Source organism: Streptomyces montanisoli, assembly GCF_017813245.1.
Lineage (GTDB): Bacteria > Actinomycetota > Actinomycetes > Streptomycetales > Streptomycetaceae > Streptomyces > Streptomyces montanisoli.
The window spans coordinates 12,862-35,750 of record NZ_JAGIQL010000063.1 but is presented as its reverse complement, the minus strand read 5'-3'; the positions used below and the strand labels follow the sequence as shown (position 1 = coordinate 35,750).

General features: G+C 72.5%; 23 protein-coding genes and 1 riboswitch. Of the genes, 14 read left to right on the top strand and 9 right to left on the bottom strand.

The annotated features are described in order from the left end of the window. Positions 1–24: 24 nt before the first annotated feature. Positions 25–567, bottom strand: a complete 543-nt coding sequence (def, locus tag JFN87_RS16965) for a peptide deformylase (protein ID WP_209340927.1) — start codon at positions 565–567, stop codon at positions 25–27. Between the two features lie 132 nt (positions 568–699). Between def and JFN87_RS16960 the strand changes: the two genes are divergently transcribed. The 5 genes from JFN87_RS16960 (at position 700) to JFN87_RS16940 (ending at position 5,357) form a co-directional block, all read left to right on the top strand. Then, a complete protein-coding gene (locus JFN87_RS16960) occupies positions 700–1,938 on the top strand; it encodes a MurT ligase domain-containing protein (protein ID WP_209340926.1) in 1,239 nt (412 codons plus the stop codon). A 56-nt stretch (positions 1,939–1,994) separates the two neighbouring features. Next, entirely contained in the window at positions 1,995–2,723 is a 729-nt protein-coding gene (locus tag JFN87_RS16955; RefSeq protein WP_209340925.1) for a type 1 glutamine amidotransferase, read from the top strand. Positions 2,724–2,947: 224 nt separating this feature from the next. Further along, complete coding sequence (locus tag JFN87_RS16950; RefSeq protein ID WP_209340924.1) at positions 2,948–3,973, top strand: 6-phosphofructokinase; 1,026 nt, start codon at positions 2,948–2,950, stop codon at positions 3,971–3,973. A gap of 153 nt (positions 3,974–4,126) precedes the next feature. Then, positions 4,127–5,080: a cytochrome c oxidase assembly protein gene (locus JFN87_RS16945; protein WP_209340923.1), complete on the top strand. Its 954-nt coding sequence runs from the start codon at positions 4,127–4,129 to the stop codon at positions 5,078–5,080. Positions 5,081–5,198: 118 nt separating this feature from the next. After that, entirely contained in the window at positions 5,199–5,357 is a 159-nt protein-coding gene (locus tag JFN87_RS16940) for a hypothetical protein (RefSeq protein ID WP_209340922.1), read from the top strand. 48 nt (positions 5,358–5,405) lie between these two features. Here JFN87_RS16940 and JFN87_RS16935 read toward each other — a convergent pair whose 3' ends face one another. The 4 genes from JFN87_RS16935 to JFN87_RS16920 form a co-directional block, all read right to left on the bottom strand. Then, positions 5,406–6,665, bottom strand: a complete 1,260-nt coding sequence (locus JFN87_RS16935) for an SPFH domain-containing protein (protein ID WP_209340921.1) — start codon at positions 6,663–6,665, stop codon at positions 5,406–5,408. A gap of 34 nt (positions 6,666–6,699) precedes the next feature. Beyond that, positions 6,700–6,921, bottom strand: a complete 222-nt coding sequence (locus JFN87_RS16930) for an NfeD C-terminal domain-containing protein (protein WP_209340920.1) — start codon at positions 6,919–6,921, stop codon at positions 6,700–6,702. Between the two features lie 258 nt (positions 6,922–7,179). Continuing rightward, on the bottom strand, positions 7,180–7,629 hold the full coding sequence (locus JFN87_RS16925; RefSeq protein ID WP_209340919.1) for a hypothetical protein: 450 nt from the start codon (positions 7,627–7,629) through the stop codon (positions 7,180–7,182). 11 nt (positions 7,630–7,640) lie between these two features. After that, positions 7,641–8,090: a cupredoxin domain-containing protein gene (locus tag JFN87_RS16920; protein ID WP_209340918.1), complete on the bottom strand. Its 450-nt coding sequence runs from the start codon at positions 8,088–8,090 to the stop codon at positions 7,641–7,643. 255 nt (positions 8,091–8,345) lie between these two features. Here JFN87_RS16920 and JFN87_RS16915 point away from each other — a divergent pair, with 255 nt between their 5' ends. Next, the gene (locus JFN87_RS16915) at positions 8,346–11,003 is read left to right on the top strand and encodes a beta propeller repeat protein (protein ID WP_209340917.1); all 2,658 of its coding nucleotides are present in this window, start codon (positions 8,346–8,348) and stop codon (positions 11,001–11,003) included. A gap of 163 nt (positions 11,004–11,166) precedes the next feature. Next, positions 11,167–12,210: an NAD-dependent epimerase/dehydratase family protein gene (locus JFN87_RS16910; RefSeq protein ID WP_209340916.1), complete on the top strand. Its 1,044-nt coding sequence runs from the start codon at positions 11,167–11,169 to the stop codon at positions 12,208–12,210. A gap of 72 nt (positions 12,211–12,282) precedes the next feature. On the opposite strand, the gene JFN87_RS16905 is transcribed toward JFN87_RS16910, so the two are convergent. After that, positions 12,283–12,567 (bottom strand): type II toxin-antitoxin system Phd/YefM family antitoxin, encoded by a 285-nt coding sequence (locus JFN87_RS16905; protein ID WP_209340915.1) that lies wholly within the window; start codon positions 12,565–12,567, stop codon positions 12,283–12,285. 66 nt (positions 12,568–12,633) lie between these two features. On the opposite strand from JFN87_RS16905, the gene JFN87_RS16900 reads away from it, so the two are divergent. From JFN87_RS16900 to JFN87_RS16890, 3 genes are all read left to right on the top strand, one after another. After that, complete coding sequence (locus tag JFN87_RS16900; protein WP_209340914.1) at positions 12,634–13,272, top strand: ATP-dependent Clp protease proteolytic subunit; 639 nt, start codon at positions 12,634–12,636, stop codon at positions 13,270–13,272. Between the two features lie 7 nt (positions 13,273–13,279). Further along, entirely contained in the window at positions 13,280–13,588 is a 309-nt protein-coding gene (locus JFN87_RS16895) for a hypothetical protein (RefSeq protein ID WP_209340913.1), read from the top strand. A 319-nt stretch (positions 13,589–13,907) separates the two neighbouring features. Continuing rightward, a riboswitch (cyclic di-AMP (ydaO/yuaA leader) is annotated at positions 13,908–14,088 on the top strand. Positions 14,089–14,091: 3 nt separating this feature from the next. Further along, positions 14,092–14,568 carry a C40 family peptidase gene (locus JFN87_RS16890; RefSeq protein WP_209340912.1) on the top strand — a complete coding sequence of 159 codons (477 nt, stop codon included), beginning with the start codon at positions 14,092–14,094 and terminating at the stop codon, positions 14,566–14,568. A 7-nt stretch (positions 14,569–14,575) separates the two neighbouring features. Here JFN87_RS16890 and JFN87_RS16885 read toward each other — a convergent pair whose 3' ends face one another. Then, positions 14,576–15,001: an ATP-binding protein gene (locus JFN87_RS16885; RefSeq protein WP_209340911.1), complete on the bottom strand. Its 426-nt coding sequence runs from the start codon at positions 14,999–15,001 to the stop codon at positions 14,576–14,578. Positions 15,002–15,234: 233 nt separating this feature from the next. Further along, the gene (locus JFN87_RS16880; protein WP_209340910.1) at positions 15,235–16,395 is read right to left on the bottom strand and encodes an 8-amino-7-oxononanoate synthase; all 1,161 of its coding nucleotides are present in this window, start codon (positions 16,393–16,395) and stop codon (positions 15,235–15,237) included. Positions 16,396–16,540: 145 nt separating this feature from the next. Between JFN87_RS16880 and bioB the strand changes: the two genes are divergently transcribed. From bioB to JFN87_RS16860, 4 genes are read left to right on the top strand one after another with little or no spacing between them, the layout of a single operon-like run. Continuing rightward, positions 16,541–17,773 carry a biotin synthase BioB gene (bioB, locus tag JFN87_RS16875; protein ID WP_209340909.1) on the top strand — a complete coding sequence of 411 codons (1,233 nt, stop codon included), beginning with the start codon at positions 16,541–16,543 and terminating at the stop codon, positions 17,771–17,773. After that, entirely contained in the window at positions 17,766–19,049 is a 1,284-nt protein-coding gene (locus JFN87_RS16870; RefSeq protein WP_209340908.1) for an adenosylmethionine--8-amino-7-oxononanoate transaminase, read from the top strand. The genes bioB and JFN87_RS16870 overlap by 8 nt, the downstream gene beginning before the upstream one ends. 1 nt (position 19,050) lies before the next feature. After that, positions 19,051–19,800, top strand: coding sequence for a dethiobiotin synthase (gene bioD / locus JFN87_RS16865; protein ID WP_209340907.1), 750 nt, complete (start codon positions 19,051–19,053; stop codon positions 19,798–19,800). 41 nt (positions 19,801–19,841) lie between these two features. After that, positions 19,842–20,186 carry a VOC family protein gene (locus JFN87_RS16860; RefSeq protein WP_209340906.1) on the top strand — a complete coding sequence of 115 codons (345 nt, stop codon included), beginning with the start codon at positions 19,842–19,844 and terminating at the stop codon, positions 20,184–20,186. A 323-nt stretch (positions 20,187–20,509) separates the two neighbouring features. On the opposite strand, the gene katG is transcribed toward JFN87_RS16860, so the two are convergent. Further along, positions 20,510–22,732 carry a catalase/peroxidase HPI gene (gene katG / locus JFN87_RS16855; protein WP_209340905.1) on the bottom strand — a complete coding sequence of 741 codons (2,223 nt, stop codon included), beginning with the start codon at positions 22,730–22,732 and terminating at the stop codon, positions 20,510–20,512. Positions 22,733–22,889: the final 157 nt, after the last annotated feature.

Below are 22,889 nucleotides of genomic sequence, written 5' to 3'. Positions count from 1 at the left end.
CCGGCGCCTCCGGCGGCGCCCGCGTCAGGCGGGTCCCCACGGGGCGCGGCGCGCGGCGCGCAGGACCTTGCGCCTGCGGCGGCCCGTCAGGCGGTCCACGTACACGGTGCCCGCCACATGGTCCGTCTCGTGCTGGAGGCAGCGGGCGAAGAAGCCGTCACCCTCGATTGGCACGGGCTCGCCCTCCCAGGTGAACCCCTCCACGACGGCGTGGTCGAACCGTTCGGTGCCGGCCTCGATGCCGGGCAGCGAGAGGCATCCCTCCGGGCCGCGCACGACGACCCCGTCCGCCAGGACTAGCCGGGGGTTGACGATGTGCCCGACGTGGCGGACGTCCTCGTCGTCCGGGCAGTCGTAGACGAACACCTGCCGCCCCACGCCGACCTGGTTGGCCGCGAGGCCGACGCCGCGGGCCGCGTACATCGTGGCGAACAGGTCCTCGACGAGGTCCGCCACGGCGGGGCCGAAGCGGTCGACCGGCGCGCACGGTGCGTGCAGGACGGCGTCGCCGAGCGTCCGCATGGCTCGTACGCGCCCTGCGCTGCCGGGGATGGGGCGCTTACGCATGCGCATCAGGGTACGGTCCGGCTCAGGGCCGCCTCCGGCGGCGTTGGCGGTGGCGGCCTCGTGGCGCGGTTCTGGGCCGTGGCCGGATCTCGATAGGCTGACCCAGGACCGACGCGAGGAGGAACAGGGACGATGGCAGGCAACACGGAGCCGCTGTCTTCGCGGGCCAGGCTGGCCGTGACGGCGGGCAAGGCCGCGGCGGCGGTGTCGCGCGCGGCCGGGCGCGGCAGCGGATCGGTGATCGGCGGGAAGGTCGCGCTCAGACTCGACCCCGACCTGCTGCGCCGGCTCGCGCAGCACCTCGACGTCATCCTCGTGTCGGCGACCAACGGCAAGACGACCACGACGCGGCTGATCGCCGAGGCCCTGCGCGCCGCCGGGCCCGTGGTGTCCAACGCGCTCGGCGCGAACATGCCCGCGGGCATCACCTCCGCGCTCGCCGGCGGCTCCGACGCCAGGTTCGGCGTGATCGAGGTCGACGAGAAGTACCTCGCCGGCGTGGCGCGCGACACCACGCCGAAGGCGATCGCCCTGCTCAACCTCTCGCGCGACCAGCTCGACCGCGCGGCCGAGACCCGGATGCTCGCCGAGAAGTGGCGCGAGGGCCTGGCCGGCACGAAGGCCGTCGTGATCGCCAACGCGGACGACCCCCTGATCGTGTGGGCGGCCTCCTCCTCGCCCAACGTGGTGTGGGTCGCCGCCGGCCAGGAGTGGAAGGACGACGCCTGGTCCTGCCCGTCCTGCGGCGGCGTGATGCAGCGCCCCGGCGACGACTGGTTCTGCGCGCAGTGCGGGTTCCGCCGCCCCTCCCCCGGCTGGGCGCTGCGCGACGACCACGTGCTCGATCCGCACGGCTCGGCCTGGCCGATCCACCTGCAGCTGCCCGGCCGCGCGAACAAGGCCAACGCCACCACGTCCGCCGCCGTCGCCGCGACGTTCGGCGTGCCGCCCGGCGTGGCGCTGCAGCGCATGTACCAGGTGCAGGCGGTGGCGGGCCGCTACGACGTGGTGTCCTTCCAGGGCCGCGACCTCAGGCTGCTGCTGGCGAAGAACCCGGCAGGCTGGCTGGAGACGTTCTCGTTGATCGACCCGCCGCCCACGCCGGTCATCCTCTCGGTCAACGCGCGCGGCGCCGACGGCACCGACACGTCCTGGCTGTGGGACGTCGACTACACGCGGCTCGCCGGGCACCCGATCTGCGTGCTCGGCGACCGCAGGCTCGACCTCGCGGTGCGCCTGGAGGTCGCGGGCCTGACCTTCCGCGTCTGCGAGACGCTGGACGAGGCGGTGCAGTACGCGCCGCCGGGACGCATCGAGGTGATCGCCAACTACACGGCGTTCCAGGACCTGCGCCGCCGCGTCGGCAACTGATCAGCGCGACCGGCGAGCCCAACACCGAGCGGACCACCCGAGAGGAACGAGTGAGCATGACCGACAGCAGCCTCAGGCTGGTGTGGATCTACCCGGACCTGCTGAGCACGTACGGGGACCAGGGCAACGCGCTGGTCGTGGAGCGGCGCGCGCACCAGCGCCGGCTGAACGTCTCACGGGTCGACGTGCGCAGCGACCAGCCGGTGCCGACGTCCGGTGACATCTACCTGATCGGCGGCGGCGAGGACCGGCCGCAGCGGCTCGCCGCCGAGCGGCTGCGCAGGGACGGCGGCCTCAACCGCGCCGTCGCGAACGGCGCGATCGTCTTCTCGGTGTGCGCGGGCTACCAGATCCTCGGCCACGAGTTCGTCAACGACCTCGGGCAGCGCGAGGCGGGGCTCGGCCTGCTGGACGTGGTCTCCACGCGCGGCGAGGGCGAGCGCTGCGTCGGCGACGTCCTGGCGGACATCGACCCGAACCTCAACCTGCCGCCGCTGACCGGGTTCGAGAACCACCAGGGCATCACCCACCTGGGCCAGTCGGCGCGGCCGTTCGCGCGCACCAGGCTCGGCAGGGGCAACGGCACGGGCGACGGCACCGAAGGCGCGTTCAACGACACGGTGTTCGGCACGTACATGCACGGCCCCGTCATGGCGCGCAACCCGCACATCGCGGACCTGCTGCTGAAGCTGGCCCTCGACGTGAACGCGCTGCCGCCGGTGGACGACCGGTGGTACGACGCGCTGCGGGACGAGCGGATCAACGCCGCGACGCAGCCCGCCTGAGCGCGCCAGGCGCACACCTGAGCGCTTCGTTCGGTCTCGCACGCACCCCTCCTGAGCAGCGCCTTCGTCATGTGAGCGGGCTGCGGGGCCGTTGCGGCGCCCACCTGTCCAGCAGGCGGACGCCGGGTTCGGCGGGGCCGCCGTGCGCCGGTAGGGTGGCGGCGATCAGACCGGACGACGGGGTCCGGCATCGCCCCACACACGTTGCAAAGGTTGTCCGGGCCATGCGAATTGGTGTCCTCACCTCCGGCGGTGACTGCCCCGGCCTCAACGCGGTGATCAGGTCCGTCGTCCACCGCGCCGTCGTCGACCACGGCGACGAGGTGATCGGGTTCCACGACGGCTGGAAAGGCCTCCTGGAGTGCGACTACCGCAAGCTCGACCTTGACGCCGTCGGCGGCATCCTGGCCCGTGGCGGCACCATCCTCGGCTCGTCCCGCGTCCAGCCCGCGCATCTGCGCGGCGGCGTCGAACGCGCCAGGGGGCACGTCGCCGACCTCGGCCTCGACGTGATCATCCCGATCGGCGGCGAGGGCACGCTGAAGGCGGCGAACCTGCTGTCCGAGGCGGGGCTGCCGATCGTCGGCGTGCCGAAGACGATCGACAACGACATCGCCTCAACCGACGTGACGTTCGGCTTCGACACGGCCGTCGGCGTCGCGACGGAGGCGCTCGACCGCCTCAAGACCACCGCCGAGTCGCACCAGCGCGTGCTGATCGTCGAGGTGATGGGGCGGCACACCGGCTGGATCGCGCTGCACTCCGGGATGGCGGCCGGCGCGCACGCCATCGTCGTGCCCGAGCGGCCCTTCGACATCGGCGAGCTCACCGCGCTCGTCGGCAAGCGGTTCTCGGCGGGCAAGCGGTTCGCGATCGTAGTGGTCGCCGAGGGCGCCAAGCCGCGCGAGGGCTCCATGAAGTTCGACGAGGGTGGCACGGACATCTACGGCCACGAGCGGTTCGCCGGGGTCGCGGGGCAGCTCGCCGTCGAGCTGGAGCAGCGCCTCGACAAGGAGGCGCGTCCGGTGATCCTCGGGCACGTCCAGCGCGGCGGCACGCCGACCGCGTACGACAGGGTGCTGGCGACCCGGTTCGGCTGGCACGCGGTCGAGGCCGCGCACCGCGGCGAGTTCGGCATGCTGACGGCGCTGCACGGCACGGACATCGACATGGTGCCGCTGGCCGAGGCCGTCGAGACGCTGAAGACGGTCCCGGCAGAGCGCTACGCGGAGGCCGAGTGCGTGCTGTAGCGGCACGCCCCTGACGGCGCCTCCGGCCGCGCCTCCGGCGCCGGCCCGGCCCCGCCGCTCCCGGTACCGCCCCCGCCCGCGGCAGCGGCCGGGGGCGGTTCTAGTCTGGTGGCGGACATCAGGTACGAAACACGCCCCCCATGGAGCACGCGGATGGATCACGGCATGCACGGCATGATGACGGATCTGCCGCCGTTCACGCTGGGCCGTGCGTTCGCGTACGCCTCCGACCCGTTCTTCCTCGTGGGCTGCTGCCTGGCCCTCGTACTGTACGGATGGGGCGTGGCGCGGCTGGTGCGACGCGGGGACGCGTGGCCGGTCGGACGGCAGGTCGCGTTCTTCCTCGGCGTCCTGACGGTCGGCCTGACGATGTGCACGGGCCTGAACACCTACGGCATGGTCATGTTCAGCGTGCACATGATCCAGCACATGATCATCAGCATGGTCTCGCCGATCCTGCTGCTGCTCGGCGCTCCCGTGACGCTGGCGCTGCGCGCCCTGCCCGTAGCGGCCAGGCGCGGCAGCAAGGGGCCGCGCGAGCTGCTGCTGATGCTGCTGCACAGCAGGTTCGTGCGGGTGGTCTCGCACCCGGGGTTCACGATCCCGATCTTCATCGCGAGCCTCTACGGCCTGTACTTCACGCCCATCTTCGACTTCCTGATGAGCTCCGAGGTGGGGCACATCGCGATGATGGTGCACTTCCTCGCGGTGGGCCTGCTGTTCTTCTGGCCGATCATGGGCATCGACCCGGGGCCGCACAGGTCGGGCTACCTGATGCGGATCCTCGAACTGTTCGCCGGGATGCCGTTCCACGCCTTCTTCGGCATCGCGCTGATGATGGCGAGCGAGCCGATGGTCAACGTGTACAAGCACCCCGCGGCGTCGCTCGGCATCGACGCGCTGTCCGACCAGACGGCGGCGGGCGGCATCGCCTGGGCCTTCAGCGAGGTGCCGTCGGTGCTGGTGCTGATCTCGCTCGTCTTCCAGTGGTACAAGTCCGACCAGCGGCAGGCGCGCCGCACGGACCGGGCCGCCGACCGGGACGGCGACAAGGAGCTCGCCGCGTACAACGACTACCTGGCGGCGCTCCAGGCGCGCGGGCGGTAGCCGCCCGATCGTCCTCGGACGGTGGCCGTTCGTGGACGGTGGCCGTCCTCGGACGGTGGCGCCGCGGGCCCCCGCCGGGCGAGTATGGAGGCACGGTCGGGCCGGGAGGAGGACGTCGATGTCCGGATCCACGAAGAGCATGGGTGTGATCACCGTGATCGCCCTTGTGGTGGTCACCGCGTACACGGTGGCGCTCGGCAGCAGCGGGTGGCTGTGGTTCGGCTGGGTGGTGCTGGGGATGGTCACGATGGGCATGATCGCCACCCGTAGCCGCTGAGCCACGCAGGCCGGCACGGCGACGGAAGCCGCGTACGCGAGCGGTGGGTCAGTCCTCGGAGTCGCCCATGCGCGCGGGCGCGGCGGAGCCGTTGCGCGACTGCTCACGGGTCTGGAGCGCGGAGCCGGGCGCGGTGTCGCCGCCGCGGTCGTTGCCGCCCTGGCCGCCGCCCGTCTGCGCCCTGAGCGTGTTGAGGATGGCCATGCCCTGGCTGACCAGGCCCGCCACCATCTCGTTCAGCCCGTCCGTGCCGTTGAGCACGGTCAGGTTCGCGCCCTGCATGCCCTTGGCGGCCGCCTCGGCGAGCTCCGGCAGGACCTCGACCACGCGGTTGGCCGCGATGACCTCCTGGTTGCCGTTCTTCAGGGACTCGGCGCGTGCCGCGTTCGCGTCGGCCTGCGCCTGGGCGAGCGTGCGCTCCGCGTACGCGTTGCCGTCCGCCTCGGCCTTCGCACGGTCGCGGTTGGCCTCGGCCAGCGTCCGCTGCCGGTAGGCCTCGGCGTCCGCGGGGCGCCTGACCTCGGCCTCCAGGCGCTGCGCGGCGAGCCTGGCCTGCCGCTCGGCCAGCTCCGTCTGCGCGTCGATGACCTGGTGCGACGCGGTGGCCTGGGCGAGTGGTCCCGCCTGGCTCGCGCGCGCCGCCGCCTGCTCCGTCTCCGCCTGGAACCCGGCGCGCTTGATCGCCGTGTCACGCTCGTAGGCGGCCTTAAGCGCGGCGGCCTCCTGCTCGCGCTCGGCGGCCTGCTGGTCGGCGCGCGCGGCGGCGATACGTGCCTGGCTCGCGACGGCGGCGGCGTGCGGCGCCGCGAGGTTCTCGATGTAGCCGGTGGCGTCGGCGATCTCCTGGATCTGGAGGGCGTCGACGACGATGCCGAGCTTCTCCATCTCGCTGTGGCTGCCCGCCTTGACCTCCTGGGAGACCCTGTCGCGCTCCCGGATGATCTGCTCGACGGTGAGACCGCCGATGATGGACCGCAGGTGGCCCGCGAAGATCCGTCCGACCAGCTCCTCCATGCGGTCCTGCTCGGTGAGGAACCTGCGCGCGGCGTTGGCGATCGACACCGCGTCGTCGCCGACCTTGAAGACGGCGACGGCACGGACGGTCAGCAGGATGCCCTGCTGGGTGACGCACTCCTCGGCGATCTCGGCCTCGCGCAGCGCGAGCGACAGCATGCGGGCCTTCTGCTTGACCGGCAGCACGAAGCTGCCGTGCCCGGTGACGATGCGGAATTGGGTGTCGTCCCGCCGCCGTTTGGAGCCGGAGATGAGCATCGCCTCGTTGGGCGCGGGAACACGCCAGAACAACATGAGAGGACTCCTGTCGCATACATGTGGTCGGTGGTCAGAGGGGAAGGGGCTCCACGATCACCGAGCGTGCCGAGATGCACTCGGTGACCATCACCCGGATGTGTTTGCCGATCGGCTGTTCCGCCCAGGCCGCATAGGCCTCGGAGCCGCCCCGTACGGCCACCAGTACCTCGCCGAAACCGTCCTGCGGGATGGGGACGGTGATGCGCCCGATTGCTCCCACCGGGCTCGCGGACGAGTTGTCTGTATCGGACATCGATCGTTGTCCCACCTCCACCCACCCGTCCGGCCGGGACCGGAGATGTTCGGCGACCCCCTGCCGCCGACGCATTCACACTACTCCGCGCGGCGGCACGCGGACTGCCCAGGTGACGTTACCGATCGGGAACGGAACTCCCTTTTCACAGCGCCGGATCGACTGTCACACCGGCGCGTGCGAAAGCGCGCGCCGCGGGCGCGGGCGCGCGGGCGCGCGACGGGCCGCGGGGCGTCGCGGGGCGTCGATCCGCGGTGGTCAGTACGAGGCGTGCCTGCCGCCGCCGTGGGCGCGTACGCGGCCCGGGCGGTACAGCAGCAGGAAGACGGTGGCGAGGATCGCGACGGCCTGCGCGACGACCGTGATGTTCTTGTCGCGGTACCAGATCGGCTCGTACATGTCCGGGATCGGGCCGAGCGTCCCCACGTCGACGTAGCGGTAGACGAGCAGCAGGGCCAGGCCGCCCGCCGCCACGGCCCAGGCGAACAGGTCGACGGGCCGCCGGCGCCAGACGAGCACGAGCAGCGCGGCGAGAGCGGCGAGCGCCGCCTCGATGCGGAACAGGGTCCCCTGGCTGATGCTCTCGCTGATCGCGTCGTAGCGGTCGGCGAGATGGGCGTGCATGTACGCGTCGACGGCGAGGCCGGCGGCGGCGAGTACGCGTGCTGTTCCGCGCGGGAAGCGCCCCGCGCGTGTGTCGCCTCTCATGACTGCTCCCCTCAACTGACGGTGAGTGTGCCCTTCATGAAGGGGTGAATGGAACAGTCGTACGGGTAAGAGCCCGCTTTGGCGGGGGCCTTGAAGGTCTTCGTCGCGCCGGGCGCGATGTGCCCGGTGTCGAACGAGCCGCTGCCCGTGGCCGTGACCGTGTGGTCGGTCGAGTCCTTGTTGGTCACGGTGACCGTGGACCCGGCCTTCACCGTCATCTTCGGCGGCTTGAAGTGGAAGTTGTCGATGGTGATGGTCGCCTTGCCGGCCGCGGGCGCGGAACTGGTGGCGGACGACGCGGCGGACGACGAGGGCGCCGAGGGCGTGGTCTTGGCGCTGGCCGGGGCCGAGCTGGTGCCGGACGAGCCGTTGCCGCCGCCTGAGCAGCCGGCGAGGGCGAGGACGCCGAGGGCGCACGAGGCCGCGGCCGCGGCTGCGCCGGTGCGGGGCGGGAACGGCATGGTCACTCCGGGTCTTCCGGTGAGGAGGGTCGCGACCAGTGCACCCCGCGGCGCACCGGGCGGCCACCGCACGGGGCCGTTCGGGCGTACGCGCGCGAGGGCACGCGAACCCCGTTCCGCACGGACCACACCGCCATCAGTGGCAGGTTCTCGTCAATTTTGCCCCAAATCCTCGTACGGGCGGGCGACTTGTGAACGGCGTTGTGATCAGGTCTGAACGCGCCATTCCAGATAGCACCCTCGGGAGGAAGCAAGGTGGCATCACCCACCCGCAAGAGACGATGGCTCACGATCTGCGCCGTCACCGCGTCCGCCGCGCTGATCGCCCTACCGGCGAGTGCCGCGCCGGGCGGCAAGCACCAGCCTTTCGGCCCCCGCACCATGGACGGCGTCGCCCAGCAGCGCCTCGCGTCCGCCGGGGCCCTCACACCGAACGTGACGGCCAAGGACGAGGACGGCGGCGACCCCGACGGCGGGAACGAGTCGGACGAGATAGCCGAGGGCGCGGCGCAGTTCGCCGAGGCCCGCACCGCTCCCGGCGTGGTCGCGCCCGGCGCCTTCGGTGCCGCGTGGGACAGCCTGCAGTCGCTGCACCGCACCGGCGGCAAGTGGCGGAACATCACGGACCTGCCCTACAACTCGGACGACCCGCGCTACCGGGACATCGACTCCAACTCCAGCGGCGGCTCCGGATTCGTCACCGGCCGGATGGCCGCGATGGCGGCGGACAACGACGGCTACGTCTACGCGGGCAGCGCGGGCGGTGGCGTGTGGCGGTCCAGGACCGGGGGCGGCCACTGGACGCCCATCAGCGACAAGCTGCCCACGCAGGCCACCGGCGCGCTCGCCCTCGACACGTCGGGCCGGCTGTGGCTCGGCACCGGCGAGGCGACCACCAACGCGGACGCGTACCTCGGCACCGGTGTGTACGTGCTGTCGAGGCCGCACCACGGGACGTTCTCCCGGCGCAGCCGGGTCGGCGGCGACGAGCTGGAGAGCACGACCATCCACCAGCTGCGCTTCGGCGACGGCAAGGTGTGGGCGGCGACGAGCGAGGGCGTGTGGAGCCACTCCACGCGGCACCTCTCGGGCCACTGGAAGCTGGAGTACGCCCCGAACCCCGACTACCTGCCCGGGCACTCCAAGGCGAACGACCCCGAGGCCCCGTACAAGAACATCACCAACGACATCGCGGTCGACCCGAAGGACCCCTCCAAGGTGCTCCTCGCGGTCGGCTGGCGCAGCGGTGACGACTACAACGGCTTCTACGCGAAGAAGGACGGCACCTGGCAGAAGGTGACGGCCGGCCTCGGCGACCTGCCGACGAGCCCGAACGACGTCGGCGAGGTCACCTTCGCCGCGTCCGCCGACGGGTCCCGCTACTACGCGATCGACCAGTCGCCCGAGCAGCTCTCCGACAACCCGGACAGCTCGCTCGAGGGCATCTACGTGTCGAAGTCCGGCTCGCCGTTCGGCCCGTGGACGAAGACCGCCGACTACCACAAGCTGAGCGCCTCGGGCTCCGCGCTCACGGACCCGGGCTTCATGCCCGGCGTGCAGGCCTGGTACAACCAGTTCCTCGCCGTGGACCCGAGCGATTCGGGCCACGTGTACGCGGGTCTCGAAGAGGTCTTCGAGTCCACCGACGGCGGGTCCAACTGGTCGACCGTCGGCCCGTACTGGAACTTCGGCTTCTCGTGCTGGAGCATCGACCCGTCGGAGCAGACGGGCACCTGCAACCAGACGACGCACTCCGACCAGCACGGTGTCGCGATCGGCCGCTACCACGGCAAGTCCTATGTCTACGTGGGCAATGACGGCGGCGCGTACCGCCGCCCGCTGAACGGGTCGAAGGACGCCGCGGGGCACGCCACGGACTGGAAGTCCCTCAACGACGGCACCATCGACACGCTCCAGTACTACTCGGTGGGCGTCGGCAAGGACCTCGCCCACCGCGGCGGTGTCTCCGTCACCGGCGGGCTCCAGGACAACGGCCAGTCGGAACTGCGCGCCGGCGACCGCATCATGGGCTCCAACTTCGGCGGCGACGGCACGACGACGATCACCGACCCCGCCAACGGCTGCAACATCGCCCAGGCGTACGTCGACCTCGACATCCAGGTCACCCAGGACTGCGGCGTCAACAACGGCGCGTGGGAGGACGACCCGTCCAAGGCGACCTCGTACTCCGTGGCGCCGCCGGACAGCGCGAGCGGTGAGGCGCGGTTCGTCGCACCGATGTCGGCCGACATCAAGAACGGCGACGTGTGGGTCGCGGGCGGCCGCCACGTGTGGGTGCAGAGCAAGGGCTACGCCATCCGCAGCGGCTCCGAGTGGACCAGCGCGTTCGACCTCGGCAAGGGCCACACGGCGACGGCCGTCGCGTCCTCGGGCGGCAAGGTCTACGCCGCCTGGTGCGGCCCCTGCGACAGCCAGGGTTTCACGCGCGGTATCGCCGTCGGCAACGCGGACGGCACCGGCTGGCACCAGGTCGGCCTGCCGGTCACGGGCACGGTGCCCAACCGGTACCTGAGCAGCCTGGCGATCGACCCCAAGGACGCCCAGCACGTGTACCTGACCGTCAACGGCTTCTCCCGCCAGTGGACGGAGGGGCCTGGCGCGGGTGTCGGCCACGTCTTCGAGTCGAAGGACGGGGGCACGACCTGGAAGGACGTGTCCGGCGACTTCCCCGACGTGCCGGCCGACTCGGCGGTGTTCCTGCCGGGCGGGGGCCTCGCCGTCGCCACCGACCTCGGTGTCGTCTACCGCGGTCCGCACTCGTCGGCGTGGAAGCGCGTCGGCGACCTGCCGGCGGTGGCCGTGCTGCAACTGGAGGTCGGCCCCGACGGGAAGCTGTACGCCGCCACTCACGGACGGGGCATCTACACCATGCCCGTACGCGAGCTGAGGTGACGGCACTGAGGTGACGGCACTGAGGTGACGGCTTCCTCTCTGCAGCCGCTGACCACGTTCCCCGTGCCGGGTCCCTGGCGCGGGGAACGTATCGGCTGACAGCGGATCCGCGACCGGCGAACACGCCTGCCGCGGCCGCCGAGGCGTCCGTAGCGTTCCCGGCATGACACGAGGCAACGCAGTGGTGATAGGGGCCGCCGGGCAGATCGGCCGGCCCGCGGTGACGGCGCTGGCGGCGGACGGCTGGCAGGTGACGGCCGCCTCCCGCGGCGGCGGCAGGGACGAGGCGTGGCCCGACGGGGTGCGCGCGGTGGCGCTGGACCGCGCGGACGACGCCGCGTTCGACGCGGTGATCGGGGACGGGTGCGACGTCCTCGTGGACCTGGTGGCGTTCGACGAGACGCACGCGGCGCAGCTGGCCCGATCGGCGGGGCGCGTCGGCTCCGCGGTCGTCATCTCCACCACGGCGGTGTACGAGGACGGCGAGGGGCGCAACTTCGACACGCAGGGCGAGCCCGACGGCTTCCCCCGCTACCCGGTGCCGATCCCCGAGACGCAGCGCACGGTGGCGCCGGGCGGATCCAGCTACGGCACCCGCAAGGTACAGCTCGAACAGGCGCTGCTCGCGGGGGCGGGCCGGCTGCCCGTCACCGTGCTGCGGGCGGGCGCCGTCCACGGTCCGCACTGCCGCACCCCGCGCGAGCTGTACTTCGTCAAGCGCGCGCTGGACGGGCGGCGGCGGCGCGTGCTCGCCTACGGCGGCCAGAGCCGCTTCCATCCAATGCACACGTCGAACGTCGCGGAGCTGATCCGGCTGGCGGCACTGCACCCGGGTGCGGGCGTGCTGAACGCCTCGGATCCCGACACCCCGACGGTGGCCGAGATCGGCGCGGAGATCGACCGGGTGATGGGCATCGAGACCGAGACGGTGCTGGTGGACGGCGCACCGCCGGCCGAGAACGTCGGGGACACGCCCTGGTCGGTGCCCCGCCCGGTGGTGTCGGACATGACGCGGGCGCGGCAGGTGCTCGGCTACCGTCCCGTGACCGGCTACGCGGCCTCGCTGCCCGCGACCGTCGAGGACCTCACGGCGCGGCTGGCGCGCCACGCCGACTGGCGGGACGCGTTCCCCGTCATGGCGCGGGCGTACGGGGACGGCCTGTTCGATTACGCGGCCGAGGACGCGTGGCTCGCGGGGCGCGGCTGACCTGAGTGGTGACGGGCGGGCGCGGCCCGGTGGACCGCCCGGCGGGCCGCGCCCGGCCTCCGGGCGCGGCTCTCACTCCTTCGGCGGGTGCTCGCCGGTGTAGTGGGCGGCGATGCCGAACCTCGGCCGTTCGCCCGCAGCGGACGCCTGGTCGTGGACGGTCGAGACCGCGCGCACCGGCGGCTCGTCCGCCCCCTCCCCGGCGGTTTCGAGGAACTCCAGGTCAGCCGCTGACACCAGGGCGACCAGGGGCTTCCCGTGCCGGGTGACCACCACGCGCTCCCCGCCGTAGACGACGCGGTTGATCAGCTCGGCGAACTCTGCGCGGGCTTGCGTCACCGGAATCTCGTGAGCCATAGTCCCCATCATAGTTCTGTACATTTTGCACGTCCTGTAATGTTCTCCACGGAGAGGCAGAGTGCCATGCACCAGCCGTCGGCCCGCTACGTCCTTCCGCAGTTCACCGAGCGCACCAGCTATGGGACGCGCACGCTCGACCCGTACTCGAAGCTGATGGAGGGCCGGATCGTCTTCCTCGGCACTCCGATCGACGAGACCGCGGCCAACGACGTGATCGCACAGCTGCTGCACCTGGAGTACGCGGCGAGCGACCAGGACATCTCCCTCTACATCAACTCCCCCGGCGGCTCGGTCACCGCCATGACCTCGATCTACGACACGATGCGCGTCATCTCCTGCGACGTGCAGACCACCTGCCTCGGCCAGGTCGCCTCCGTCGCGGCGCTGCTGCTCGCCGCGGGTGCGCCGGGCAAGCGGATGGCGCTGCCGGGGGCGCGGATCGTGCTCCAGCAGCCGTCGATCGAGGAGCCGGTGCGCGGCCAGCCGTCCGACCTGGCCATCCAGGCGGAGGAGCTGATGCGGCAGCGCGCGTTCCTCACCGGCGCGCTCGCCCTGCACACCGGCCGCGAGACCGCCGAGGTCGACGAGCGCATCGACCGCGACACGGTGCTCGACGCGCACGCGGCGCGGGAGTTCGGGCTCGTGGACCACGTCATCGACCGCCGCGGCGCCGCCCCGGCCGCCGCGCGGCGCGGGCGGTGAGCGGCCCGTGCTGCCTCCCGAACTCCCGCCGCTGCCCGCGCTGACGCGCGCCGAGGGCGACGTGATCGACGGCTACCTGGCCGTCGTCGACCTGCTGGGACGCGTCAACCCGGCGCGCGGCCTCGACACGTACGGCGCGCTGAGGGCGGCTCAGGCCCTGCCCGCGCGTGCGGCAGAGCTGCGGGACGCCCTAGCGCGCATGCACGCGCGCGGCGAGTCCGAACTGCATGCGGCCACGCTCGCGCGGGCGCTTCGGGTGCTCGACGGCGAGCGGCGTACGGCCAGGCTCACGCTCCCGCCCGCGGCGGCCGGCTGAGCGTTCCACGAACGGCGCAATCCGGTGTGCCGCGTCTCCTCGTTCGGCGTAGGGGACGAACGGGGGCACACGGGCCGCGCACTTGCGGCAGGCGACCGCGGCGCGGCGCCGCGTGAGCGACGGCGCCGCAGGTGCGGGGCCCGCGTCGGCGCGTCAGGCGGACGGCGCGGGCCCCTGATACCACCAAACAGCCCATACGTGAGGTAATTCACATATCGTCGTTTCAACTCGGAATCCGTCCACCGGCGCGTGAGGATCCCAGCGATGACAGGTCGCAAGCCCTCGCCACCTGGCGAGGCGGTCCGGGCGGACGCCGAGTCCTGCCGCCGTACCGGATTCCGTGCGTACATGAGTGGATCGGCAGGAGTGGAGGACCCGAGCGTTACGGACCGGCGCGTGGCACGCGACCGTTCCTCGGGGTGAAGCCGCTCACGCGGCCGGGCACCTTCGTTGGCCCGAACCCGACAGGTCATCCTTCACAGGCGGCTGACGAAGGGTTGCGCATGAGTGCGCAGGTTCATGTCCCGTCTCTCTTCTCCCGCGCCGGCACCGTCTCGGCTCTCACGCTCGTGGCGGTCGGTGGCACCCTGGTGGCCCCCGGGGGCACGTCACAGGCGCAGGCGGCGTCCGCGGTCGCCACCAAGGCGGTGAAGGTCGCGGCGTCGAAGCAGGGCTCCCCCTACCGCTGGGGCGCCACCGGGCCCAACAGCTTCGACTGCTCGGGCCTCACCGTCTACTCGTACAAGAAGGCCGGCAAGTCGTTGCCGCGCACCACGCAACAGCAGTACAACAGCACCGAGCACGTCTCCGCCGCCCACAGGCGCAAGGGCGACCTGGTCTTCTTCCACAGCGACGGATACGCCTACCACGTGGGCATCTACGCGGGCCACGGACGGATCTGGCACGCCCCCAAGACGGGCTCCACGGTGCGTCTCGAACGCATCTGGACCAAGAACGTCTGGTACGGGCGCGTGGCCTGACGTCTCGTCAGGCGGCCGCCACCCATGGCAGGGTGATCCAGACGGTCTTGCCGCCTTCCGGTGTCGGGGTGACGGACAGCCGTCCCCCGCACTCGGCTGCCAGCCAGCGGATGATCACCATCCCGCGGCCGTTGTCCTGCTGGACGGCCGCGGGGAGCCGCTTGGGCCAGCGCGGATGGCTGTCCGTGACGCCGATCCTCAGCGCCTCGTCGCGGTCGAGCGCGACATCGACCGTGAAGGTCGGGGAGCGGCCGAATGTGTGCAGGACGGCGTTGGTGGCGAGCTCCGAGACCACCAGGCGGACCGTTTCCGCAGTGTCCGCCTCGCCGGGAAGCCCCCATTCGGCGAGGCAGTCCGCGACGTATCTGCGGGCCACGGGGACCGAGGCGGGCTCGCTCGGCAGAGTGACGGATGCTTCCTGATGGTCTGCCATGGCGCGGCTGTCCCTTTCCCACCGGGCATGAGTACGGGCACAAGTTGGGGCGTGGAGGGTGGTGCCCCGCGCCGGCGTGTCCTCCATCGTGCAACCGGTTCGGCCAATTCGCCGGGATATGCATGCATCTGTCGCCCGAAGCGGTGAACTGTTCGATACCAGAGCGGGTTTGACGGTGGAGGGCCGCGCCGTGCGCCCGGCGCTCAGCGTCGCGGCGTCCAGTCTCCGGCCGCTCAGCGTCCGGGCGCGGTTTCTACGATCGTACGGACGGCCTGCGCGACCTGGACGTCGGTGAGGTCGGCGCGCGCGGTCAGGCGGATGCGGGAGACGCCGTCCGGCACGGACGGCGGCCTGAAGCACCCCACCAGGAGGCCCGCGCGCCGGCAGTCCGCGGCCCAGGTGAGCGCGGCGCCCGGCGAGTCCGCCCGCACGGAGACCACGGCGGCGTCGGGCGTGACGGCGCGAAGACCGGCGGCACGCAGCCCGGAGTGCAGGGCACGCGCCACCTCGCGTGCCCGCTCGGCGAGTTCAGGCCGCTCCCGCAGGTGCCCGAGCGACGCGAGCGCGGCCCCGGCCGCCGCCGGGGCGAGCCCGGTGTCGAAGATGAACGTACGCGCGGTGTTGACCAGGTGGTCGATGACCCGGGCGGGACCGAGCACCGCGCCGCCCTGGCTGCCCAGCGACTTGGAGAGCGTGAGCGTGGCCACCACGCCCTCCGCCACCCGGCCCGCCTGGTCGGCGAGGCCCGCCGCGTGCAGCGCGCCGCGCCCGCCGGGGCCGAGCACGCCGAGGCCGTGTGCCTCGTCGACGAGCAGCGCCGCGCCGTGCGCGCGGCACGCCCGCGCGAGCGCTGCCAGCGGTGCCGCGTCCCCGTCGACGGAGAACACCGCGTCGGAGACGACCAGCGCGCGGCCGCCGCCCCGCGCGTCCAGCGTCTTGGCCACGGCCTCCGGGTCGGCGTGCGGTACGACGACGGTCTCCGCGCGGGAGAGGCGGCAACCGTCCACGATCGAGGCGTGGTTGCCCGCGTCGGACAGGAGCAGCGAACCGCGCGCGGTGAGCGCCGTCAGGGCCGCGAGGTTGGCCGCGTAGCCGGACGACAGCACGAGCGCGGCCTCGAAGCCGCAGTACGCGGCGAGTTCGCGCTCAAGATCCGCGTGCAGCAGCGTGCTGCCCGTCACCAGCCGCGAGCCGGTCGCGCCGGCGCCCCAGCGCAGCGCGGCGTCGGCCGCCGCGCGCGTGACGGCGGGGTGGCGCGCGAGGCCGAGGTAGTCGTTGCTCGCGAGGTCGAGGACGTCAGCTCGCGCGGGGCGCGGGCGCAGCGTGCGCACGAGCCCCGAGGCCGCCCTGCCGCGCGCGTCGTCGTCGGTCCAGGCGAAGGGGTCGTAGGCCATGGCGTCCGGTCCTTTTTGTAGGCAGTGGACAGACACTAACCGCCGCCAAACCATCCGCAGGTGTGGTCATGTCCACACTTCGACCGCCCCCTGTTGGTGACTTCCACCCTGGCACCGGCATGCGGCCGTGAGCGAAGATCTGTCCATGGATCTGCTGAAGACGCTGGTGGAGAAGGGTCTGCGGCGCGAGCTGCCGACACGCGACGAGGCGCTCGCCGTGCTCGCGACGACCGACGACGAACTGCTCGACGTGGTGGCGGCGGCCGGGAAGGTGCGCCGCCAGTGGTTCGGCCGGAGGGTGAAACTCAACTATCTGGTCAACCTCAAGTCCGGGCTCTGCCCGGAGGACTGCTCGTACTGCTCGCAACGGCTCGGCTCCACCGCGGAGATCCTCAAGTACACGTGGCTGAAGCCCGAGCAGGCGTCCGAGGCCGCCGCCGCGGGCGTCGCGGGCGGCGCGAAGCGCGTCTGCCTGGTCGCGAGCGGGCGCGGGCCGAGCGACCGCGACATCGACCGGGTGTCCAGGACGATCGAGGCGATCAAAAACGAGAACGAGGGCGTCGAGGTGTGCGCGTGCCTCGGCCTGCTCTCGGACGGGCAGGGCGAGCGCCTCAAGGAGGCGGGCGCGGACGCCTACAACCACAACCTGAACACCTCAGAGGCCACGTACGGGGACATCACGACCACCCACACGTACGCCGACCGCGTGGACACGGTGCGGCACGCCAGGTCGGCGGGTCTCTCCCCGTGCTCGGGGCTGATCGCCGGCATGGGCGAGCGCGACGAGGACCTGGTGGACGTGGTGTTCTCGCTGCGCGCACTCGACCCCGACTCGGTGCCGGTGAACTTCCTGATCCCGTTCGAGGGGACCCCGCTCGCGAAGGAGTGGAACCTGACGCCGCAGCGCTGCCTGCGGATCCTCGCGATGGTGCGGTTCGTCTGCCCCGACGTGGAGGTCAGGCTCGCCGGAGGCCGCGAGGTGCACCTCAGGTCGATGCAGCCGCTCGCGCTGCACCTGGTCAACTCGATCTTCCTGGGCGACTACCTGACCAGCGAGGGCCAGGAGGGCAGGAAGGACCTGGAGATGATCGCGGACGCGGGGTTCGTGGTGGAGGGCGCGGACGAGACGACGCTGCCCGAGCACCGCGCGGCGGCCACGGACGAGGCCGCGGCCGCGGCCTCGTCCGTCCCGGGCCCGGCCTGCGGCTCGCACGACGGCGGTGGCTCCGCCTGCGGCTCGCACGACGGCGGTGGCTCCGCGTGCGGCTCGCACGACGGCGGTGGCTCCGCGTGCGGCACGCAGGACGGCGAGGCGCGTCCCGACCTCGTCGCGGTGCGGCGCAGGGGCGCGGGGACGGACCTGGCACCGAATGCCTGAGGTCGCTGAGCTGCTGCGTCTCGACCGGGCGCACGTGTGGCACCCGTACGGGCCGATGCCCGGCCGCGCCGAGCCGCTGGTCGTGGAGTCGGCGTCCGGGGTCAGGCTTCGGCTCGCCGAGCCCGCGCACGGCCAGGACGAGCTGATCGACGGCATGGCGTCCTGGTGGTCGGCGATCCACGGCTACAACCACCCCGTGCTCAACGAGGCCGCGCGCGAACAGCTGGGGCGGATGAGTCATGTGATGTTCGGCGGCCTCACGCACGAGCCCGCGGTGCGGCTCGCTCAGCGGCTCGTGGAGATCACCCCCGAGCCGCTGCGCCACGTCTTCCTCGCCGACTCGGGCTCCGTGTCGGTCGAGGTCGCCCTCAAGATGTGCCTCCAGTACTGGCGCTCGCTCGGCCGCCCCGGCAAGCGGAAGCTGCTGACCTGGCGCGGCGGCTACCACGGCGACACCTGGCACCCGATGTCGGTGTGCGACCCCGAGGGCGGCATGCACGAGCTGTGGTCGGGGGCGCTGCCGCGCCAGGTCTTCGCGGACGCGCCCCCCGCCGCCTACGACGACACCTACGCGGACGCCCTGCGCGAGCTGGTCGCGCGCCACGCGCACGAGGCAGCGGCCGTGATCGTCGAGCCCGTCGTGCAGGGGGCGGGCGGCATGCGGTTCCACTCCCCCGCGTACCTGCGGGTGCTGCGCGAGGCGTGCGACGAGAACGACGTGCTGCTGGTCTTCGACGAGATCGCGACCGGGTTCGGGCGTACGGGAACGCTGTTCGCCGCGGAGCAGGCGCCCGTCGCCCCGGACGTGATGTGCGTGGGCAAGGCGCTGACCGGCGGATACGTGACCATGGCCGCGACGCTCTGCACGGAGCGTGTCGCGGAAGGCATCTCGCGCGGCGAGGTGCCCGTACTGGCGCACGGCCCGACGTTCATGGCCAACCCCCTCGCGTCCGCGATCGCCTGCGCGTCCCTCGACGTGCTGCTCGGCCAGGACTGGGCGCGCGAGGTGCGGCGCATCGAGTCCGGGCTCAGGGAGGGCCTCGCGGAGGCCGCCGCGCTGCCCGGCGTGCGGGAGGTGCGGGTGCTCGGCGCCATCGGAGTGGTCGAGCTCGACCACGAGGTGGACATGGCGGCAGCGACGGACGCGGCGGTGCGCGAGGGCGTGTGGCTGCGCCCGTTCCGCGACCTCGTCTACACGATGCCGCCTTACGTGACGGGCGACGACGACGTCGCGACGATCTGCCGCGCGGTCGCCGCGGCGGCGAAGGAGGGATGACATGCCGGTGGTGGTGGTCTCCGGAACGGACACGGAGATCGGCAAGACGGTGGTGACGGCGGCGGTCGCCGCCGCCGCGACCGCGGCGGGCCGTACGGTCGCGGTGCTCAAGCCCGCACAGACCGGCCTCGCGCCGGGCGAGGAGGGCGATGTCGCGGCGGCCGGGCGGCTGGCGGGCGGGGTCACGACCGTCGAGCTCGCACGCTTCCCCGAACCGCTGGCGCCCGCGACGGCAGCGCGGCGGGCCGGCATGGCGCCGGTGGGCCCGGCCGACGTGGCCGAGGCGGCACGGCGCCTCGCGGCGGAGCACGACCTCGTGCTCGTCGAGGGCGCGGGCGGGCTGCTCGTACGGTTCGACGAGGAGGGCGGCACGCTCGCGGACGCGGCGCGACTGCTGGACGCGCAGGTCCTCGTGGTGGTGCGCGCCGGCCTCGGCACGCTGAACACGACGGCGCTGACGGCCGAGGCGCTGCGGGCCCGCGGGGTCGGCGCGCTCGGGGCGGTCATCGGGAGCTGGCCGGCGAGCCCGGACCTGGCCGAGCGGTGCAACCTCGCGGACCTGCCCGCGGTCGCGGGCATGCCCCTGCTGGGCGCCGTGCCGCACGGCGCCGGGGCGCTGCCGCCCACGGACTTCCGCGCGCAGTCCCCCGGCTGGCTCGCACCCGCACTCGGCGGGCGCTGGGACGCGGCCGCGTTCGCGGCGCGGTTCGCCCCTGAGCCCTGCCCGCCCCCACTCGTTCGGACCGCGTGAACAGCCCGGCACGGACGGCGGCACGCCGCTAGGCTCGTACGATGCGCGCACGACTGGACGAGATCGTTTTCGACTGTGCCGACCCGTCGGCCCTGGCGCGGTTCTGGGCGGCGCTGCTCGACGCGGAGGCCGTGGACCGCGAGGACCACTGGTCGTACGTCGACCCGCCGGACATGCCCCGCCTCGCCTTCCAGCGCGTTCCCGAGCCGAAGGCCGTCAAGAACCGGGTGCACGTGGACCTCTCGGCGGGCGACATCCCGGCGGCGACGGCGGAGGCCGTGCGGCTCGGCGCGGTCGCACTCGGCGAGCTGGTCACCGACACGTACGGCCAGTTCCAGGTGGTGCACGACCCGGAGGGCAACGAGTTCTGCTTCGTCAGCGGCTGACGCAGCGGGCCTCCGCTGTGGCGGGCCCGCCAAAGTGACCGACCCGCGGCCCCGCGTACAGGTGGTCGTCAGCTGAGGCCTCACGCTTCGCCGCGGGCGAGGTGCTGCACGACGGCCGGCACCCGGGCGGCACCCGAGACGGACGGTGGCACCCGTACCGGCCGGGCCGGTCCCGGCGTCGCAGTACCGCGGCCGGTTCGCGCCCCTGCGCGGGCAGCGGGCCGCACGCCCGGCGGCCCCGCACGCGAAAGCAGCCCGCACGCGAAAGCAGCCCGCCGCCCTGCCTCACGGCAGGGCGGCGGGCCGTTCTTGCGGCGTGCGGATCAGGCGACGTCGAAGCGGTCCAGGTCCATGACCTTGGTCCACGCGGCGGCGAAGTCGCGCACGAACTTCTCCTTCGCGTCGTCGCTCGCGTACACCTCGGCCAGCGCCCGCAGCTCGGAGTTCGAGCCGAAGACGAGGTCGGCCCTGGTGCCGGTCCAGATGACCTTGCCGGAGGCGTCGACGGCCTCGAAGCCGTTCGTGTCACCGGCGATCGGACGCCACGTGGTGTCCAGGTCGAGCAGGTTGACGAAGAAGTCGTTCGTCAGCACGCCCGGCGTGGCCGTGAGGACGCCCGCCGCGGACTGGCCCGCGTTCGCGCCGAGCACCCGCAGGCCGCCGACGAGGGCGGTCATCTCGGGGGCGCTCAGGGTGAGCAGGTTGGCGCGGTCGACGAGCAGGTACTCCGCGGGCAGCGTGCTGCCCTTGCCGCGGTAGTTGCGGAACCCGTCGGCGACGGGCTCGAGCGGCGCGAACGAGTCCGCGTCGGTGTGCTCGTCCGTCGCGTCGACGCGGCCGGGGGTGAAGCCCACCTCGACGGGGTGACCCGCGTCGCGGGCGGCCTTCTCGACGGCCGCGGTGCCGCCGAGCACGATCAGGTCGGCGAGCGACACGTGCTTGCCGCCCTTGCCGAACTCGGCCTGGACGCCCTCGAGGGCGCGCAGCACGGAGGCGAGCCGCTCCGGGTCGTTGGCCTCCCAGCCGCGCTGCGGCTCCAGACGGATGCGGGCGCCGTTGGCGCCGCCGCGCTTGTCGCTGCCGCGGAAGGTGGAGGCCGAGGCCCAGGCGGTGAAGACGAGGTCGTCCACGCCGAGGCCGGCGCCGAGCACCTTCTCCTTGAGCGCCGCGACGTCCTCGGCGGTGAGCGCGGGGCCCTCGGCCTCGGGCAGCGGGTCCTGCCAGATCAGCGTCTCCTCCGGCACCTCGGCACCGAGGTACAGGGCCTTCGGGCCCATGTCGCGGTGCGTCAGCTTGAACCAGGCGCGGGCGAACGCGTCCGCGAACTCGGCCGGGTTCTCGTGGAAGCGGCGGGAGATCGGCTCGTAGACCGGGTCGAAGCGCAGCGCCAGGTCGGTCGTGAGCATGTTGGGCGCGATCTTCTTCGTGGCGTCGTGGGCGTGCGGGACGGTGCCCTCGCCCGCGCCGTCCTTCGGCTTCCACTGGTTGGCGCCCGCCGGGCTCTTCGTCAGCTCCCACTCGTAGCCGAAGAGGATGTCGAAGAAGCTGTTGTCCCACGTGGTGGGGGTGTCCGTCCAGGTCACCTCGAGGCCCGAGGTGATCGTGTCCGCGCCCTTGCCGGTGCCGAACGTGTTGCGCCAGCCGAGGCCGCGGTCCTCCATCGGGGCGGCCTCGGGGTCGGCCCCTACGTTGTCGGCGGGCCCGGCGCCGTGGGTCTTGCCGAAGGTGTGGCCGCCCGCGATGAGCGCGACGGTCTCCTCGTCGTTCATCGCCATGCGGCGGAACGTCTCACGGATGTCGCGCGCCGAGGCGATCGGGTCGGGGTTGCCGTTGGGGCCCTCGGGGTTGACGTAGATGAGGCCCATCTGCACCGCGCCGAGCGGCTCCTCGAGGTTGCGGTCGCCGGTGTAGCGCTCGTCGCCCAGCCAGGTCGTCTCGGGGCCCCAGTAGACGTCGTCCTCGGGCTCCCAGACGTCGACGCGGCCGCCGGCGTAGCCGAACGTCTCGAAGCCCATCGACTCCAGGGCCGCGTTGCCCGCGAGGATCAGCAGGTCGGCCCAGGACAGGCTCTGGCCGTACTTCTTCTTCACGGGCCACAGCAGGCGGCGGGCCTTGTCGAGGCTGGCGTTGTCCGGCCAGCTGTTGATCGGCGCGAAACGCTGCTGCCCGCGGCCCGCTCCACCGCGGCCGTCGCTGATGCGGTACGTGCCGGCGCTGTGCCAGGCCATGCGGACGATGAGCGGCCCGTAGTTGCCGAAGTCGGCGGGCCACCAGTCCTGGGAGGTGTGCAGGACCTCGACGATGTCCTGCTTGACGGCCGGCAGGTCGAGGGCCTTGAACGCCTCGGCGTAGTCGAACTCCTCGTCGATGGGGTTCGCCACGCGGGGGTTCTTGGCGAGGATCTTCAGGTTGAGCCGTTCCGGCCACCACTGCCGGTTCCCGCCGCCCTGCGTCGGGTGCGGGGCGCGGGCGGTGTGCACGACCGGGCAGCCACCCGCCTCCTCGGTCTTCGGGTCGGTGACGATGGCGTCGGGGTTCTCTGACATGGAATTCCTTCCGGACCGGGCGGATCGCGTCGGATCGCGGTGCTCGGGGTAGTACGGACGGTGGCGACCGGGCGGACGAGGCGGTTTCCCTTGTCCCTTGGCTGGTACCGGAAACGATCCTACGATGGACTCTGTCCAAGTCAAGAAGTGCGCCAGT